Origin of the sequence: Lentimicrobium sp. L6 (assembly GCF_013166655.1) — a bacterium.
In the GTDB taxonomy this organism is placed as follows: Bacteria; Bacteroidota; Bacteroidia; order Bacteroidales; family UBA12170; genus UBA12170.
Genome location: NZ_JABKCA010000086.1, coordinates 1 through 19755 on the forward strand (window position 1 = coordinate 1; position 19755 = coordinate 19755).

The following is a 19755-nucleotide window of genomic DNA, read 5'->3' on the forward strand; positions in this document are numbered from 1 at the left end:
ATCATATGTATATCTGTAACTTAAAAAAATAGACAGCTTAAGTTAACGCTAATGCGCAAAGGCGCAAAGAGATATTCGTATAATATAGTATTTAGCGAAATCATGTAGTCTTAATTTCTCTGTGTTTCTTTGGGTCTCAGTGCCTCTGTGGTGGTTATTCACAATGGTGGAAGATTATATTGCTCACGCAAAGCCGCAAAGCCGCAAAGCCGCAAAGAAATATTAATGCAAATATTCATGTAGGGAAATGTTTGTGAAGAGGTCTTTGTGTTTCCTTTGTGTCCCAGTGTCTCTGTGGTGGTTTAATATTATGTTAGAGAGGTGTAAAATATTTACGATGAGATTCTAAGGCGCTTGTGTGTGATGGAATATTCGTGGAGATAGAAGCTATATTATGCTTAGTTTCATTCGAGTATTAGTGGCTAGTTCTTTTGTTATTGATGAAATTTTGTTTCATACTAAATGAAAAAGCTTATTTGTGAAGTTAATTGGTGTATTTCTTTGTGTCTTCGAGTCTTTGTGGCCATAAAGATTAAAACAAGTCAGCTCAAGAAATAATTAACTTTCCTATCTTTACAATCTCAAGAAACAAAAACATCCCAAATGAAGATTGTAAATATAGTTCCCGGTTTTGGTGGTACCTTTTATTGTGGTAATTGTCTGCGCGATAGCGGATATACCAAATCATTGATAAAGCTGGGCCATGATGCTATGATGCTGCCGATATATCTGCCATTAACTATGGAACATGGTGTAGAAGAAAATACAGCTCCCATATTTTATGGCGCCGTGAACATCTACCTCAAGCAGAATTTCAAAATCTTTAGAAAGATGCCTAATTGGATGGAAAAGCTTTTCAACTCCTCATCTATGCTTCGTTATGCGGCCAAAAAAGCGGGTTCCACTCGTACTGAAGGTTTAGAGCCCATGACCATCTCCATGCTTCAGGGTAAAGATGGAAATCAAGGGGAAGATTTACAGGAACTGATAGACTTTCTGAAGGTTCATGAAAAACCTGATGTGGTGCATCTTTCTAATGCTTTATTACTGGGTTTGGCCAAACAAATCAGAGAACAATTGAACGTACCTGTGGTTTGTTCTTTACAAGATGAGGATGTTTGGGTAGATGCCATGAACGACCATTATAAAAAGATAGTTTGGGATCTGATGAGCGAAAAAGGAGAGGATGTGGATGCCTTTATTGCAGTGAGTGATTATTATGCTCAAGAGATGAAGCAGAAGATGAGAATTCCGGATTCCAAGATGCATATTGTACCCATTGGAGTAGAGGCTGATTTATATAAATATGCCAAACCATTAAAAGAACCGCAAACCATTGGGTATATCTCTAGAATGTACGAAGAGCATGGTTTTGGACTATTAATTGATGCCTATATCGAGCTTAAAAAAGATGAGCAATTCAAGCATGTATTATTGAAACTGTCGGGAGGATATACCGCAGATGACAAGAAATATGTGGGCAAGCAAATGAAGAAATTGAAAAAGGCTGGCATTTTTGAGGATGTGATGATTATTGAAGACTATCAAGCAGAAAGTCGTTTCAAATTCTTTAATCAGTTGACGCTTCTTACTGTGCCTGTTTTAAAAGGAGAAGCCTTTGGAACCTATCAGTTGGAATCTATGGCTGCAGGTATTCCATTGGTTCAGCCCGCTTTGGGCGCTTTCCCTGAGATTATCAAACAAACCGGAGGAGGAGTCGTTTATTCACCAAACACTGTTGAGGCTCTGGTAGCCAAGTGGAAAGAAGTATTGTCTAATCCAGAAGGAATTGAGAGAATGAGTGAAATGGGTAGTCAAGCAGTACGAGAAAAGTATGCCATCGACCCAGTGAGTGAACAGGTATTGAAAATCTACGAAAGTCTTGTATAATGAATATAGAATTATCAAATGTATGCAAATCCTATTTTAACAAGGATGCTAAACTTGAGCAAGAAGTATTAAAAGGGATTACAATAAATATAAAACAAGGTGAAGCCATCGCTATTATTGGCCCTTCGGGTTCTGGGAAAAGCACCTTGTTAAATCTCCTAGGGACATTAGACCAAACCACATCTGGAAGCATTTCTTATGATGGAAAAGAGCTAAAAGATTTTAAAGACCAGCAATTGGCATTGTTTAGAAATCAGAAAATAGGATTTGTGTTTCAGTCCCATCATCTTCTGCCACAATTGAATGTCTTGGAGAATATCCTACTTCCAAGTATAGCTTATGGCGATAAAAAGAGCAGACAGGAAGCAGAAGATAGAGCCAGAAAATGGCTGGAGGAGGTCGGATTATCAGATAAAGTAGCACAGTTTCCTTCAAATCTCTCCGGTGGAGAATGCCAAAGAGTAGCAGTAATAAGAGCGCTCATCAATCAGCCAGATTTGATATTAGCCGATGAACCCACAGGTTCTTTGGATTCAGAATCGGCAGAGATTGTTGGGGATTTGTTGTTGAGACTGACTAAGGAGCAGAATGTCGCTTTAGTTCTGGTAACACATTCTATTGCAATTGCGGAAAAGTTTGGTGAGGTTTATGAATTGAAGGGTGGAGTGTTGAACGGATTGCAATTCCGTTCGAGCTAGATTAGTGCAGTTTCTCTGTGAAACTTTGTGATTATTATTAGTTACTGCTAGCGCGGATTTGCAATCTGTGCGTATAACATAAGAACTTTATTTTTAATTCATGTCAGACAAATATAAAACGTACGAGCTAGATAAAGCATATTTTATCACCATGACCACGGTTGGATGGATAGATATATTTACTAGAAAGAACCACAAATTTGCTATTGTAGATTCTTTAAAATATTGTATTAGAAACACCAGAGTTAAAAACATATGAGTAATTTGCACATTGTAAATATGTTAAATTGCACGGATTGCAAATCCGCGCTAGCTAATAAGTTAATAACTAACTCTACACGATTAACAATAGCCCAAAGTATGTGGTTACTCTTCATCGGTCATCCGTCATCGAGCATCCAACATCTGTCATCTGTCTCAAAGAACTTCCAAGCCCAATAAAACCTTAAGTCCCATGAACAAAAACACATACATATCCAAAAGCCTACGCTTCTTCCAAAAGCAACATTTGGCGGTACTCTTGGCTACATTAATAAGTGCGGCAGTGCTCACTGGAGCTTTAATTGTTGGAGATAGTGTAAAGCTGAGCTTACAGAATAATGTGGACCAACGATTGGGGAAAACTACTTTTGCGCTTTCTACTCAAGATAGATTTGTTCGTTCTGAATTAGCTGAGGAGATTTCAAAAGAAACCAAATCTAATCTAGCTTCTGTATTATTGGTTCAGGGAATTGCCATAAATCCCGATGCGGATAGACGAATCAACAGAACTCAGGTTTTAGGTGTGGATGATAAATTCTGGAAATTCTCTGATGATAAAGGATTTGACATCAAGAAGAACGAGGTAATTCTCTCGGAGGAGGTGGCTCGTGAACTTCATTTACAAACTGGGGAAACCATTTTACTACGCATTCAAAATGCTGATATTATTCCTCTCAATGCTCCATTTAACAGTGACGAAGACCCATCTATAGCCTTAAGACTAAAAGTTGCTGGAATAGCCTCCTCAGAACAATTAGCAAATTTCAGTTTAAGAAACCAACAAGCCAATACCTATAACGTATTTTTAAACCTAGATTTTTTAGCAGAAGAAATGGACTTAGCAGGGCTATCGAATCTTATTCTAGCTCAAGAAAACGAAAATATTCAAAAACTAGAGGAGGCTTTTCAGAAAAACTGGACCTTAAAAGATGCTGCCCTTCAGCTCCGATATTTAGAGCAGGAAAAGCAATTTGAGTTGCTATCGGATAGAGTATTTATTGATCATTCCATAGCTGAGAAAGTGAACAAACTGGCACTGCAAAAGCAAGACATCCTCACTTATTTCGTAAATAGTTTGAGTTCTGACCAGAAATCTTGTCCCTACTCCTTTGTCACTGCTGCTTCTGATGATTTTATAGGCGTGTCAATATCAGATAATGAAATCATTATTAATAAATGGTTGGCAGAAGATTTAGATGTAAAAATTGGTGATAGCCTTTTGCTGAAGTATTATATTATTGGTCCTTTGAGAACTCTAGATGAACAGCAAAGCTATTTTATTATTAAGGATATTCTTCCTCTAGAGACTGCTCCTTTCACTAGAGATTTAATGCCCGATTTTCCGGGCCTTTCCTCCGCAGGAAATTGTAGTGAATGGGATGCAGGAATCCCCATCGATTTGAAAAAAATCAAAGATAAAGACGAGGATTATTGGGATGATTTTCAAGGAACTCCAAAAGCCATCATTTCCTTAAATATGGGATTAAAACTTTGGAATAATCTTTATGGGAATTATACGGCCATTCGATTTTCAAGCCAAGAAACTAATAAAGAAAAACTAGAGGATTCTATCATGGGAGCTTTGAGTCCCTTAGATTTAGGATTCCGCTTTCAAAATGTAAGAGCAGAAGGCAAACGAGCCGCCAGTAGTGGAGTGGATTTTGGAGAGCTATTCTTAAGTCTGAGCTTTTTTGTGATTGCGGCAGCCATCCTCCTGATGGTGCTCATGTATAGACTAAATATGGAAAGTCGAAGCCATGAAGTAGGTTTGCTTTTTGCCATGGGATATTCTCGAAAGCAGATTTTAAAGCTGAGAATAAAAGAATCTCTAGCTACCATCATCCTAGGTTCCATTTTAGGTGGTTTTGTGGGGATTCTTTATAATCAATGGATGATAGCTGGATTAAATGGCGTTTGGAATCAGGCGGTACATGCCGATATGCTAGCCGTTTTTATTTTACCCCAAACCTTAATGATTGGAATAGTAGTTTCCATCATCATATCATTGTTTTCTATTTATTTCGTCATTAGAAAGATGTTGAAGAAGCAAGCGATTTCTATCATCCAAGGACAAGATGAAATCGTTTCTGTAAAATCTGGGAAATTAGATTTGTGGCTGGCTTTAATTGGAATCATCTCAACTGTTGGAATTTTGGCTTATACCATTTTCCAATCTATTGCACAAAATGCTTCTTTAATGTTGATGGCCGGATTTTTATTGCTTACTGGTCTGACAGCTTTAGTCTCTTTTCTACTTCCTAAATTGGGAGCAAATAATTCTGGAGGATTCAATAAATGGAAATTGGCTTTTATTAATGCCCGAAGAAACAAGAATAGGAGCATTGCCGTCATTGCGCTTTTGGCCATCGGAACATTTACCATTATGGTGACTGGAGCCAACAGAAAGACTTTTGATGGCAGTGAGAATCAAAGAAGTTCTGGGACCGGAGGATTTCAGTTTTGGGCAGAGACCACAGTTCCCATTTTGCAGAATCTAAATACTGCAGAAGGCCGGGAAGCTTTAGGATTATTTGAAGAAGAGCTTTTTGAGCAAACGAGTTTTGTTCAATTCCACAGCAGAAATGGTGACGATGCCAGTTGTTTAAATTTAAATCAAGTACAGCAGCCACAAATTTTAGGTGTAGATGCAGTATTATTTGATAGTTTGGCTGCCTTTTCTTTTGCTACTCAACTGGAAGAAAGTTCACATCCTTGGCTTTCTTTGCAAGGTGAAAAAGAAGCTAGAATCATTCCTGCCATTGCCGACCAAACGGTGATACAATGGGGATTGATGAAAAAGATAGGTGATACTTTGACTTATTTTAATGAAGCTGGAAAATCCATAAAATTGGTTTTGGTGGGCGGATTAAATGCCAGTGTTTTTCAAGGGAATATTTTGATTTCGGAGGAGGCTTTTATTGACAATTTCCCTTCGGCAGCAGGTTCAAAGTATATGATGATAGGCTGTGGAGAAGCTCAAGCGGAGGACTTAAAACAAGTCTTGAATAATGATTTATCAGACTATGGAATGGTCATCACAGCTGCGCCTACTCGTTTGGCTAATTTCTATTCGGTCACCAATACCTACCTGAGCATATTTATGATTCTAGGTGGCTTAGGAGTGATTTTAGGAACGATTGGCCTAGGAATAGTATTAGTACGCAATATGCTCGAACGACGCCAAGAACTCGACCTATTAAAGGCCATTGGTTATGATAAGAAACAGATTCTAAATTTAGTCCTTACTGAAAATATTGCCCTCCTCATTTTAGGTATTTTTATTGGCCTGGTTTCTGCATTAATTGGCATATTGCCCAGTTTAATTTCCCCAGCTTTTCATATTCCCAGTGACTTTTTATTTGTGTTGCTATTGGGAGTGTTTATTAGTGGTTTATTTTGGATTGTTGTTGGTGCTTGGCGGGTTGTTTTTGGTAGGGGGTGAGGATTTATTGAACCATTCTTATTTATTGATTTTATTAAAAATATATGATACAAAACTGAGGTATAAAAAAACAATACTGGACAAACTTACCATTACACCGATTATTAAGTAATCTCTATCGAAAATTTCTATTTGTTTGAAAATTAGCGTCAATCCAAAAAATAAATAGACCAAAGTGAGTATTGGCAGGGAAATATATTTTAAAGTTTGTTGGGGGATGGCATAAACTAGATATTTCAACCAAAAAGTAGTTGTGTTTTGAATTTTTCCAGAAAGACTACGATATTCTGAATTTGCGAGTAGCATGTCCGATTTTTTATTGGCTAAAGTTACCGCCTTATTTATTACTTTCAAATATTTCTTAATTGTCAGGTTGTTTTGATCCAGAGTATTATTTTCTTTTTCATTATAGATTATATCATAGTATTTACGTATTGCTTCATTTCGTAATACTTCAATAGCCCTATTAATTCTATAAAAATCTTCTTTATTTCCATTCATCTCAATAATTGAGTAATTACTATTCACCAGTTTTAAATAATGAACAGCAATTATAACTTGACCAGCATTAGGTTTTAAGCCTAGCGTTTTATAGTAATCTTCAATACTCATTTCCTTTGATAATTTAGCAATAAATGACACGGGATAACAGCTGGTCGCTTAAACATTTTATGATCAGAGTTTCATCAAAAAGCTCACTAGATTAACATCATGTGACAAAGCCATTTTCTTTCGAATGCTTGTTCGAACGCTCTCAATAGTTCGAAGACTTTTATAGGTTAAAGCAGCTATGTCTTTACTTGACATATTTAGTCGCAAAAAAGCACAAGTTTTAACTTCGGTAGGTGTTAATTTGGGGTATTTCATTTGTAACCTTTCATAAAATCCATTATGTACTTCAATAAAATGGGTTTCAAACTCTTTCCAATTCCTTAACTGAAAATTTGTTTCTATTTCTTTGGTTAAATCCTGTAATTTCTTTTTTCCATGGTCATTTGTATCTGGTAAAACCTCATTTATGTTAACCAATATCTTATTTGTAAAAACGCTAAGGTTGACTAATTTCAAGGCATTATTAGTAAGTTCTTTATTTCTAAATTCTAAATTTAATTTGAGGTCGTTATTCTCCTTATCAGCTATTAATTTTTTATGCATGAGCAACTTCTTCGATTGACGATAATAAAGCATCATGATACTAGCAATGATAATGATTGCCGTAATCAATAGAAATAAAAACCTTTGAATGGCAATTTGTTTATCATTGTCTTTTTTCAAAATTGCATTTTCCTTTTCCTTCTTTTCTGTCTCGTATTTAATGTTCAATTCCTGATAGCGGGTTTCATTTTCATTTTTGTTTATCGAATCATTCAAAACAGAATATTGTTTTAAATAATAATAGGCTGAATCTAATTTATGCTGTTTACTATAAATATCAGATAATTGATTATATGTTGATATTAATTTCCGATTTGCTCCACTTGATTCAAAGTATAGTTTGGCCTTCAAATAATATTTACGTGCTTTTTCATATTCTTCTTCAATTAAATAAGAATCTGCAATACTTTTATTTGTAAGGCCACATAAATAAACAGAATTTTGTTTTTTATAAATATCTAGGGTTTTCAAATAGTATTCTCTAGCCGTTTCAATATTACCCTGTTCTTCATAAATCTGTGCCATATTATTAGTAATATTTGCAGAAAAGATATGGTTCTTTAAACTAGTTGATAGTTCCAATCCTTGCTCACAATACACAAGCGCATTTTCATAATCTTTCTCTTTAAGATAAGTCATTCCGATATTTGCTATCAAAGAAGTAATTTGCATACTATCTGGAATCTGCTCTGCTAGCTTTAAGCCCTTATTAAAAAAGGAATGTGCCTTTTCATAATCATTAATTGGTGATAAAAAAAACAAACCAATATCATTATACAAAACCGCCAAATGGCTGATATAGGGTTTGTTACTATTATCTTTCTTATACAGATTCAAATAAATATTCTCAGCATTTAAAAAAGCATTCAATACTTTATCTTTACTCCCCAATTGATTATTTATTGAGCCTATTAAACTATATGTAAATCCCAATTCAAGACTATCTTTTAGTTTTTCAAACCCTTCACGAGAATGATGAGCATAATTCAATGCGAGTTTATACATCCCCATATTTCTATTAATAAATGCAAGATATTTATTGGAGATTGCAATCAGTGTATCATTTCCTATATCTTCGGAAATTCTCAGCGCCTCTTTACATAGCGTATCAGCCAGTTTTATATCCGATCTGAAATATCGCTCTGCAGAACGATGCAAAAATACGGGCTGTTCTTCGAAGGGTAAATCTTTAGCATCTAAAAATACATCTTCATTTTGCTCTTGCGATGCTAAATTAAAGTGGATGAATAGTAATAAAACTATTAACAATAATTTATATAGGATGCGCATTTTATATTTCCTTTAAAAATGATAGAAACTATATTACTGTAGTAAAATTCTACTTTACAATAGTAAATAAATTCAATCAAAACACATAAAACATTGCTCTGAATCAAAACTCAATAATTACAACACACTGTCGCAGTGGGTATTACTAGATACATGAGCCTGTTATTTATATTGAATCCTAATAAGCTAAAATGAAAGATTACAGTAGTCATACCGTAGTGATATTTTGACCTAAATCCTGCGTTTGCTTTAATTTTACTAAATCTAAATGACCGCTATAAAATTGAATTGTTGAGGTGGCCATTCCAAAAAAATCCTGTAGAAATTATTCGTACCAAATAAATATCCTTATGAAATCAATTTCAATAAATCTTCTCCTCACTTTTATTCTGTTTTTGCAATTCATAAGTGGATTTGCCCAGACGTCCGAAATCTATAAAACAGCTCATTTAAAATATCCTCAAATACTAACAGCATTAAACGATAGTGATACCAATAAAATTCCTAAAATCACCATCAACTCCCTGAATGGATACGGCCCTTATACCATCGGAACAGAACGAAGTAATTACATAATGGTTTATAGCCTACCAACAAATACTTCAAAAATTACTTTTAAAATGCTGGATAATGAAAATCAAATCATAAATCAACCATATATTGAGGAGGGTAATTATTTGGAATCAGCCAATTGGGAATTTGAATCTGACACCATGGGGTTTCCGCTTTCTCCTACTCTACAAGTAGAAGTTGTTTATCAGAGTGACAGTAATGCTACCTATCGCATACCATATGTTGTTTATCCCGACACCTTATTCATACAGGCAAGCGAAGGCTGGGGGCCTTTTACTTCTAATAATTATTCCTTTACAAGCGACTATTGGCAGCCTGTTCCAGAAATAAGCAATTCCATTAAAGTCGAAAACCTACCTCCTCGCACTACAAGTGTAAAGTTTAACATTCTCAGTAAGGACACCACCGTAATAGACTCTTTGATAGTAAATGCTGAAGAAGGTTTCTACCTTGATTCCGCCATGTATAACAATATCAGGATGGATGAGCTTCCCTTGTCGACAAGATACTTAGAAACAGCTATTTATTGTGATGGCGGGCCCGATAATGGATTGTTAAGATGGAATAAACTTATAATAAACCCACAACAACCCAAACTAATTTGCAATGCTTATGAAGGCTATTTCAATGATTCTATTCCCACATTTATACAGAATAAAAATTCCGGTCAAATATTAAATATAGATACAGCAAAATACGCATTGGTCAGCAATGGACCAGGAGAAAGAAATGTTGATATGTATATGGGTCCTTATAGCTTAGATGTGCTTCAGGGGAGTTTTTCTATAGAAGCCTGGTTAAGATTTGATACTGTGGAAATCAACTCCAATCCGAATGGAGAATTTTATTTTGTTTCTGTTGACACAGCATTTGCTGCATCTCTAATCATCCAAATGGAAAGTGATTTAATTGGACTCAGAATTTATACAGGTGCTAGAGGTTTTTTCGATATGCTTTATGAGGGAGATTTTGAATACTCCAAATTAGAAAAAACTGATTGGCACCATGTGGCCATTACATTTACAGCTAACAAAGGGAAACAGCCCCAATTTTATATCGATGGACTGGCTCTCGATGTGTATATAGATGAAAATATGGTTCAATCTATTGAACAAAATTACCCGCATTATCAGAGTAAATTAAAAACCTACCCTCTAAAAATTGGTGGCGGAGGAATCATGAATAATTTCATTACTGCCATTGATGAATTAAGAATTTGGAATGTAGACATTAGTCAGCAAATGATTATCAACAATAGGTATCAAACCATGCTACAAAATGATAGTATTGTAGGCTATTGGAATTTTGATGATTTACGAAACCGCCAAAATCTGGTTTCCGACCTGAGTTATAAAAACAATAGAGGAGTATTAAAAAAAGGCGCCTATTTTTCTCCACAGCCAGCAGATTTAGCAAGGATGAAAGATACGCTAAGCCTCATCTCAAGTCATGCTGATGTGGATTCCATCATGTTTAGATTTATTGATGAAAATGACGGAATTATTTTTTCAAAAACCGTATTGCCAGAGGAAAGTATGGCCAAATTAATTGATGATATTTCTAATCAAACATATAAAGTAGACCATCTAAATATTAATGAATACTATCCGGGTTGTCCTGATTCAGGATTTATGACCAACTATGATTTATCCATATATCCTCCGGCACCTATTGCTACTCCAAAGTTTAATTGGAGCCAAGTTTACCAAAGCGATAGCGAATCAGATGTTTTAAATACTGATATTTTATGCAGCAACTTCCCCGATGACATCTATAAAGTATTCATTTCACTGGAAAAGGATGGGGAATATTATGATACCCTAAGTTTTACTAAAAGTAGTATTCCATATGCTTATTCTTTAACTCTTAATGGAACAGACAATTATATAGAAACCAATCATCAGGTAACAGCACCACCACAAGGTCAAATTGATTTATGGTTTAAAACATCTAGTCAATCTGGAGGTAAAATCATTGGATTTTCCGAAACTCAAGACGGAGAAAATAGCAGTCGTAATGAAAGAGAAATTACCATGCTAAAAACGGGTGTTATCGAATTTAATGCAGGCGAAGAACTACAATTATACGCAAACCACCCCTATAATGACGGACAATGGCATCATATCGTAGTAAGTTATGGGTATCCCCAAATTGAATTATTTATGGATGGGTCGGTGGTGGACTCTAAAAATAGTGAAGATTTAGAATCCTATTCAGGCTATTGGATAATAGGAAAGAATGCATCAACAAAATTTCTGCAACAGAAAAACATATCCAACTATTTCAAGGGGACACTCGCTGAAATAAAAATAATTCAAACCGGGAGTAGTCCTTCTGAAACACATTATAAGCTAAATGATGCATTGGGTACAGAGGTTCAAGACCATTCGGGAAACAATAAGGGCAACATAATAGGGGGAAGCCCAGACTGGAGTAATACTTCAGACAAACTTTCGTTCATAAAATGGGAAGGAAACCTGCTAAATAAAAACCCAGGAAATTATAATTTCACTACTAAAATATTTTATAGAGGAGGGCCAGAAGAAGGTGTCTCTTATCATTTAGGGCGTTTTCATATTAAAGACCCCATTCCTAATCATTACTTTTCCTACTCCCCAGGCATGGGTATTGGATATTTTAATGAAGGCATGAGAGTTGAAAATCGTTTTAATGCGGCAACCGACTGGACAGGTTCAGCTTATGAGTATTACGAAAGTGATTTTATAAGTTTCGTATTTGTTACTCCCGACCATACTATCATCGATCAACAAACACAAACATTTACAGGCCAGCATGAAGTAGAATTTACATTCGATATGGGAGATGCACCTGAGGGCAGTTATATGAGTGTTGAAACAGGTTATGTTACCAGCTTAGGAAACATCGTAATGCATTCCTTTCCTCTACCAATAAACATTAATAAAATGGTGGCTCCAACCATAAGTGGTGATTTTGATGGCCCTTTTGAAGAATCCATAGCTCCAGGTACCATGGCTCAGACTAATACTTTTACCATAAAAACACAAAGCCACTTAAACGATATAAGCAAAATAAGAGGGGTGTTCTATACCAATAACAAGCATGAATTAGGGCAAGCAGATGCGGTGAAAATAAATGATACCATCTGGCATCTAAGCTTTGATATGGCCAGCTTAAAACCTCCACATTCGTTTATGAAAGTTGAATACTATCTTGGTGATGATACAGAACCTGTGATTATACAGGGTCCTTTTTCAATAACCATTCACAGGACCAGACCAAAATGGTTCGATTTTATGGATAATTCCGATTTTGAGGACATTCAAGAAATCGGAGATACAGTTAGCTTTTCTATCTCTACCTATTTGAGTAAAAACAATAAAGTAGTGGAAAATAACTTTACCATTCCACAAATGGTACCCTTATTAGGAGGTACTGATTTCGAAAGCCCCACACCTTCCATAAAAGCAAACTTAAAATTTACAAAATCTCAGAACAAATTAATGTTAGACGGTCCTCCTGAATTCCATAGGGAATTGTTTAATTTTCATCTTGGAAATCCCGGACTAGTGAAACTAGATTTTCAATCTACCGAACAAGATTTTTATTTTCTTGATGAAGACAATGATTTAATAGCAAAACAAGATTTTGCTAATTCTGTTGACCTTACGCTAAGCATTAAGCGGATTGTAGAAAATCCATTTAAAGAATTTTCAAAATTGGCCGAAGGCTATAAAGCAAGTGAAATTGTTGGTCCCACAGCCAACTTCACGATTTCTCCTGCATTGGGATATGCATCACGATTAAATTATATTACCGATACTGTAAATGGTGGATGGGGTTCTCAAGGAGAATTAAAAGTTGATGCCAATCCAAACCATGAAGAAGAACATAATAATAGTGCATCATACCACTTTGGTGATATGGGAATAAGCGGAGAATTGTCAATAGGAGCAACCATTGCATCTGGCTTAATTGATTTTTATGTAGGCTTATCACTCGGAGCATATATTGGCATGGGTTATTCATATACAGATATTCCTGAAAACGCTAAACACTTCCTTGCTGGGGCAGTAGTACAAATGTATTGGAGAGTATATGCAACAGCCCTATGGGATTGGTACGAGGTAGATTTATACGGCCCCAAACCACTATTTAGATGGAAAATTGGTGATGATATGAGATCCACTTTCCCTCCTTATGATAATAAGACCAATATAAATGTGGTAGATTCAGATTTTGATATAACCATGTCTCAAATCAACCCTGTAGGTTGGTATCATAAAATTCCTTTACCACAACCCAATCAAGAAATAGACAGAAACAGCAACTCGCTGTTATTTAGCTGGATAGAAGAGGGGAGTCATTATGGGGAGCGCAAACTTCAAATGAGGAAGTTTTCAATAGCTAATGCAAAATTTGATAGTGTAAAAACGATTGCTGTCAATAAGAATCTGATTCATAACCCATCAACTGCACAAGTCAGCAGTAAAGAAGTTATTTATACTTGGATGCAATCACGTCATACTCCTTATTCAATTCAAGGAACAGACCCGGAAAATATTTTAGAAAACATTGCACAATCTCAAGACATATATGTAGCGGTTTATGCTGAAGATGTTGACTCAATCGTATTTATTTCCAACCTTGATGATGATAGATCCAGCCTATACTCAGGACGTGCTGAAGCCAATCCTCACATCACAAAAATATCAGAAAACAAAGCACTAATAACATGGCATGTAGGTAATCTGGAATCGAATAAATCTGACCTATATTATTCTATAATTGAAAAGGCAAACTCAAATTGGAGTATTTCGAGTCCAGAAGTATTTGCTGAACCTCCAGGAATACAAACCAATATCAGAATTGCCTCCCCAAAAGAAAATACCGCCGTTGCCATTTGGCAAAACTTTTTTAATGATGGGAATATTGACAATGAATTATACACTTCTTATTTTAATGGTGAACATTGGTCTGAACCTCAGGCTGTTTTTGCATTAGACACCAGTGTTTTCTATAAATCATTTGACATCTGTTTCGAGAATGACAATGGTGCGCTTGTATTTACCACTTTCTCAAATGATATAAATACGGATTACGAAGAAGGCCTTTATATACTTCCATGGGAAAACACAAGTTCAGAATGGAGTTCGGAGCCTCCCTTTAAAATTTACAGCGACAGACAGAATGAGCTCAATTTAGCAAAAATGACCATTGGTAACCAAAATAATGCTGCCATAGCCATCAAACTTGGGAAACCCGGTTTGCAAAGTGCTGATATCAGATATAGTCAGATAGATCTCTTTGTAGGTGATATTTCTAAGTCTTTTAAAAATTGGAATCATTATGAGGCTAACAAACTTGTATGTGATACCACCAAACAAATTTCTGATATAGACATTGCTTATGCTGGAGGTGATACCCTATTGATTTTAAGCCACGAGTTTATTATGGTTGCCAGTAATATGGATTATGTCCCAACGAATGGGGTCCAGTTTGCAAATCCAAAAATGAATCTTGTTTTAAGGTCTTTTGTTATAAACGAAGATGGCGAAATTGAAAATGTAGATGAAGGATATTTACTCCATATTAAAGATGAGATTATAGAAAATGCAGATTTTGTTTTGGAACAGAATTTTCCAAATCCTTGTACTCACAATACCTGCATTAAATTCTATCTACCTAATAACACTCCAGTTATTCTCGATATTTACGACATCAATGGAACTGTTGTTGGTAACATACTCCAACAAGACCTAAGACCAGGTGAATATCAAATAGATATAAATACTTCTGTCCTAAAACCAGGAATATACTTTTATACACTAAAAACCCCCAACCACACAAAAACAAAAAAAATGCTTGTAGCTCATTAGATTTAAACTTTGACAGACAAAATCTTTGCAAAAATGAAAATAAACACATCATATCTAATATTAATAAGCCTGATATTTATAGCAAAAATTGGGATCTCACAGATCATTCATTTTGCAGACTCAATTTTAACTATTAATGAAAACAACGAATATGATAAAGGCTCAAAAACAGAAAGAGCTTATGCACTTCTATTTGATGGTGTGGATGACTATGTAGAATTAGCTAATAATACTAATTTTGGTTTTGACGCATCCTTTTCTATTGAAATTTGGATGAAGCCCGATAGTATGGGCGAAGGTTATCATACCATTGCACAAAAGGGAGAAGAGTGGCAATTGAAAATATTTGCTACTCCTGTTTTTTATGTATTTGAATTCGGAATTAATAACAACTCTATTTTCTCATCCTTGCAATTAGACACAGACTTGGTTATTGGAGAATGGATCCACTTAGTTGGGGTAATAGACCAAACTACAGGAAGCGAAAACACTATCATTTATGTGAATGGCATAGCAGGCTCCTCAAAATCCGCATCTGCAATCACAAGTTCTTCCTCCAAGGTGAAAATAGGCGAATTATTCAAAGGAGAAATAGACGAATTTCGAGTATGGAGTACAGCACAAACCTTATCTCAGATAAGAGAAAACAAACACCTTACTTCTTCTGTGGGAGATGCCAATATTACAACATACCTGCCATTTAATGAAGGAACAGGTATATTGGCTAATGATCTATTTGGAGGAAACGATGGAACGCTTACCAATATGAATACTACAGATGCCTGGATCAATTCAAGCGCGCCCGTTGGAAATGGGCTAAGTATTAGCAAAACAGAAACCGAAGGGATTGTGGACTTCACTGGTACAGGTATCTCAGCAAATTATACTTCCCATTCTTCGGCATCAGTAGTTGTTAGCCGAATTAATGGAGCGCCAAATCAGAATCCAAATCTTTTCGATAATCAATACTGGATAATGGAGAGATATGGTAGTGGTGATTTTGATGCAGACCTAAGCTATACTGTAGAAGATATCTTAACAGAAGAAGATGCCCAAATACCTAAACAAATAAAACTTTATAAACGAGAAGAAAATTCATATAGCTATTGGGATTATAGCAAATATGCCAATAGTGTAGATGTAGCGAATAAAAAAGTAGAGTTTCAGCATATTTCAAATGATGGTCAGTTTGCTCTTTGCCGTCGCTATTTACCCGACGATTATGTAGGGAATACTTTGTTTTTTGATGGCATTGACGACCACTCAGATTTTGGGAATAGTTCCATTCTGGATATAGAAAATAATTTAACTATTGAAGCTTGGATAAAGGCCGATGAACTCAATGAAAACCGAAGAATTCTTTGCAAAGGCGACAATTATTTCTTTGAATGGGACGATGAATTCGAATCCATCTCTGGCAAAGGAATACAGCTTAAGCTTCCGGCCTTAAATACCGGATGGTGGGAGTTTCAATATGATATGAATTATAATCAATGGTATCATATTGCATTTACTTATGCAGCTTCAGGCGAGTTAAAAGCATTTGTTAATGGATATAATGTTAGAACAGAATCTTTTCAGGGCGATATAAGCTCGAATACCAACCATTTAATATTAGCTTCCAACGAATCGGAATCCCCATTTCTTGGGCAAGTGGATGAATTACGTATTTGGAATAAAGTTAGAAGTCAGCAAGAAATTCGCGCAAATATGTGTAGCACGCTTAGTGGTCTAGAACAGGGCTTAATCGGATATTGGCAATTTAACGAATCCCAGGGAGATAGCCTCCCCGATCTTGTTGGAGGAAATGATGGCCAACTCAATAACATGTCAAACTCTAATTGGGAAAGTTCAACGGCTCCGCTTCCTTTTATCAGTGCTCAGGATGGCAATTGGAATGACAATGATACCTGGCTGACCGGTCAAAACTACCCTGACTCAGCATGGCTAAAAGTCCAGATAGAAAATATGCTTACTCTTGATTCTCAGAAAGAAGTGGCATCGGTAAGTATCATGTCCTCAGGTGCTTTAAATTGTAATCCCACAGCACAACTTACAGTAAGCGATAGCCTTATCAATAATGCAGGTATAGCTGGTCTAATACTAAATTCAGATGCAAATAATACAGCTTCATTAATATCAAATACTTGCAATATCTCTGCACATGTTGAAACCTATATTAGTGCTGGACAATGGCATTTGGTTTCTCCTCCCGTATCTTCTGCCACTGTGAATGACTTTTATTTCCCAGCTTCTACCACTTCTTGGCTCAAGCGTTGGGATGAAGTTTTAGATGACTGGGTTTATATTTCAGACCTATACACATCATTAAGTATTGGGCAGGGATATGCCACTTGGTTTGCAAATGAAAAATCAGATGAAACAATTGATTATACTGGTAAACTTAATTCTGGAGATGTGAATTTAACTCTAGATTATTCAGGACCTGACAGGGGGTTTAACTTTATTGGAAATCTTTACCCGAGCTCACTGGACTGGGACATTGGAAGTTGGATAAAAGACCAAACCACAGGAATCGCATACATATGGGATCATGGAAACTATATCAGTAGAAATTCCATAGGTGAAGGAAGTCTTACCGATGGGATAATTCCCGCAGGACAAGGTTTTTTTGTTCAGGCAAATTCCTCCAACGCTTCAATAACAATTCCTCAGGATGCTAGAGTACACAATAGTCAGGCGTTTTATAAAAACTCCAAACATCAAGAAACGATTCAGGAAAGCAGCTATCTACAAATATCAATTTGCAGTGGAAATAAAAAAGACAAAACATGGATAAGTTTCAATGAGTTGTCTACCAATAATTGGGACCGAGGGATTGATGCAATAAGATTATCGGGAGAAGCAGATCAGCCGCAATTGTATACAATGCATGAAAACAAAAAATTATCCATTCAGTCTTTTGAACCGCTCTCTGGCCCATTTACAGTTCCTCTTTATTTTGAAGCACCATCATCAGCATCCTTTTCATTAAGTTTTAATTTTCTGGAGAGTTTTGCAGATACAAATATTTGGCTCGAAGACAGAATAGCTGATTATTGGCTACCTCTTTCCAAAGGCATAGAATACAGCTTTTCTGCCAACAAAAGTGATGATCCCCACCGATTCAATATTCATTTTTATCATGAAACACCAGCGCTTTTTAATGGAGAACTTGCCCGAGTTTGGTATAGTAATGGGCAATTGAACCTGGAAATTGCAGAAGGTTTGGGGAAATTAAATAAAGTTGAAGTATTCAATCTCTTAGGTCAATTAATTTATTCAGGTGAATCTTCCAATAGTAGATTAATCAATTTAAATCTTTCGTGTAATTCAACTTATGTCGTGGTTGTTCTCCACACTGAAAATACTCTAATAAGTAAAAAAGTTTTGGTTCTGTCGCATTAATTCAATTCGACATTAATTCTGGCCAATAGGGGTATAATACATGCTATTTGTTATTTAGTTTGATCTTTCTTTCAGAAAGGTCATATTTATCCCCATTACGCAAAAAATAAAAGAGCTTAGATTTTTCAGGTAGATTTTTTAAGCCACTACCTTCCCGAGACCAAAACCCACCATCATAAACGAGAACGTAATTTTCACCTATTACTTCAAAAGTATTTCCTTGAACAATAATAGCTGTATTTTCATCAATGCCAATTCCCAATAGTTCAGGATGTTTCTTTAAAATTTCAAACATATCAAATTGTCGATTTCGTGCCAAAACATGTTGATCAATGGCTACATCCTTCAATAAGCCAAACCCTTCCTGATGGTCTCCCATCATAATCTGATTGTTTTTTGTATCTCCTCTAACTAAATAGCTCCCTTGTATTGTTGCTCCAGCTGAAGACCCACCAACAACTCCACCTCTTTCTAATACCTCAACTATTAGTTTTTCAGTCAAGGTGTTTTTATAAGAATCAACGAGTCTCCATTGCCTGCCGCCTCCAAACCAAACCGCTTTTGCTTTACGTAGTGGCTCAACAAAGGAATCAGAATTTGCAATTGCTTTGTCGTTTGTATGAAGAACTGTAATATTGTTAGCGCCTCTGTTTCTTAGAGTTCCCGCAAATCCATAGTTTTCATCATAACTTTTCATCCCACTTGCTGTTGGAATAAAAACAATATGCGCATCTATACCGCCAGCTAACTCAATAAAGCGATTAATTATGGAATCGCTTCTCATAGCGCCTCCCACAATTACTAGGGTTCCATTTTTAGGACCAATATTTTCATGTGAATTTTGACTTTGTAGATTTGAAAAGACCAGGACTAAAACTATAAATGCAATTATTCTTGTCGTTTTTTGTTAATGTTTGCTGAAGTTTATATAATACTCTTAGGTAACCATGATTCTTAGCTAGTGTTAAGAAGATGCATAATTTAAAATAAGCTCAGGTCTTTAATTAGATTCTTTGTTTTAGTTTTAATATTATTTGCATGTAATATATGCATATCCCTCCAAATAGGCATATAAAACGTACCTTGAGTCAGGGCAAACGCGTACTTTTATTTTTCTAATTATTCTTAACAAAGCTAACGCGGATTTGGTGTGATTTAAATACATTCCTTAATGTTAATA

At 35.7% G+C, this 19755-nt stretch carries 8 protein-coding genes; 5 read left to right on the plus strand and 3 right to left on the minus strand.

What is annotated here, in order from left to right:
• The first annotated feature begins 603 nt into the window (after nucleotides 1-603).
• The 3 genes from HNS38_RS17450 to HNS38_RS17460 all read left to right on the plus strand — a co-directional run bounded on the left by HNS38_RS17450 (nucleotide 604) and on the right by HNS38_RS17460 (nucleotide 6291).
• A complete protein-coding gene (locus HNS38_RS17450; protein WP_172280211.1) occupies nucleotides 604-1890 on the plus strand; it encodes a glycosyltransferase family 4 protein in 1287 nt (428 codons plus the stop codon).
• Nucleotides 1890-2588, plus strand: coding sequence for an ABC transporter ATP-binding protein (locus tag HNS38_RS17455; protein WP_172280209.1), 699 nt, complete (start codon nucleotides 1890-1892; stop codon nucleotides 2586-2588). The genes HNS38_RS17450 and HNS38_RS17455 overlap by 1 nt, the downstream gene beginning before the upstream one ends.
• A gap of 454 nt (nucleotides 2589-3042) precedes the next feature.
• Entirely contained in the window at nucleotides 3043-6291 is a 3249-nt protein-coding gene (locus tag HNS38_RS17460; RefSeq protein ID WP_172280207.1) for an FtsX-like permease family protein, read from the plus strand.
• Nucleotides 6292-6309: 18 nt separating this feature from the next.
• On the opposite strand, the gene HNS38_RS17465 is transcribed toward HNS38_RS17460, so the two are convergent.
• Nucleotides 6310-6903 carry a hypothetical protein gene (locus tag HNS38_RS17465; RefSeq protein WP_172280205.1) on the minus strand — a complete coding sequence of 198 codons (594 nt, stop codon included), beginning with the start codon at nucleotides 6901-6903 and terminating at the stop codon, nucleotides 6310-6312.
• A gap of 63 nt (nucleotides 6904-6966) precedes the next feature.
• Complete coding sequence (locus HNS38_RS17470) at nucleotides 6967-8736, minus strand: tetratricopeptide repeat protein (RefSeq protein ID WP_172280202.1); 1770 nt, start codon at nucleotides 8734-8736, stop codon at nucleotides 6967-6969.
• Nucleotides 8737-9086: 350 nt separating this feature from the next.
• Here HNS38_RS17470 and HNS38_RS17475 point away from each other — a divergent pair, with 350 nt between their 5' ends.
• Nucleotides 9087-15167 carry a LamG-like jellyroll fold domain-containing protein gene (locus HNS38_RS17475; protein WP_172346816.1) on the plus strand — a complete coding sequence of 2027 codons (6081 nt, stop codon included), beginning with the start codon at nucleotides 9087-9089 and terminating at the stop codon, nucleotides 15165-15167.
• Between the two features lie 33 nt (nucleotides 15168-15200).
• Nucleotides 15201-18575, plus strand: coding sequence for a LamG-like jellyroll fold domain-containing protein (locus HNS38_RS17480; protein ID WP_172346817.1), 3375 nt, complete (start codon nucleotides 15201-15203; stop codon nucleotides 18573-18575).
• A gap of 43 nt (nucleotides 18576-18618) precedes the next feature.
• On the opposite strand, the gene HNS38_RS17485 is transcribed toward HNS38_RS17480, so the two are convergent.
• Complete coding sequence (locus tag HNS38_RS17485) at nucleotides 18619-19371, minus strand: cyanophycinase (protein ID WP_371742951.1); 753 nt, start codon at nucleotides 19369-19371, stop codon at nucleotides 18619-18621.
• Between the last annotated feature and the right edge of the window lie 384 nt (nucleotides 19372-19755).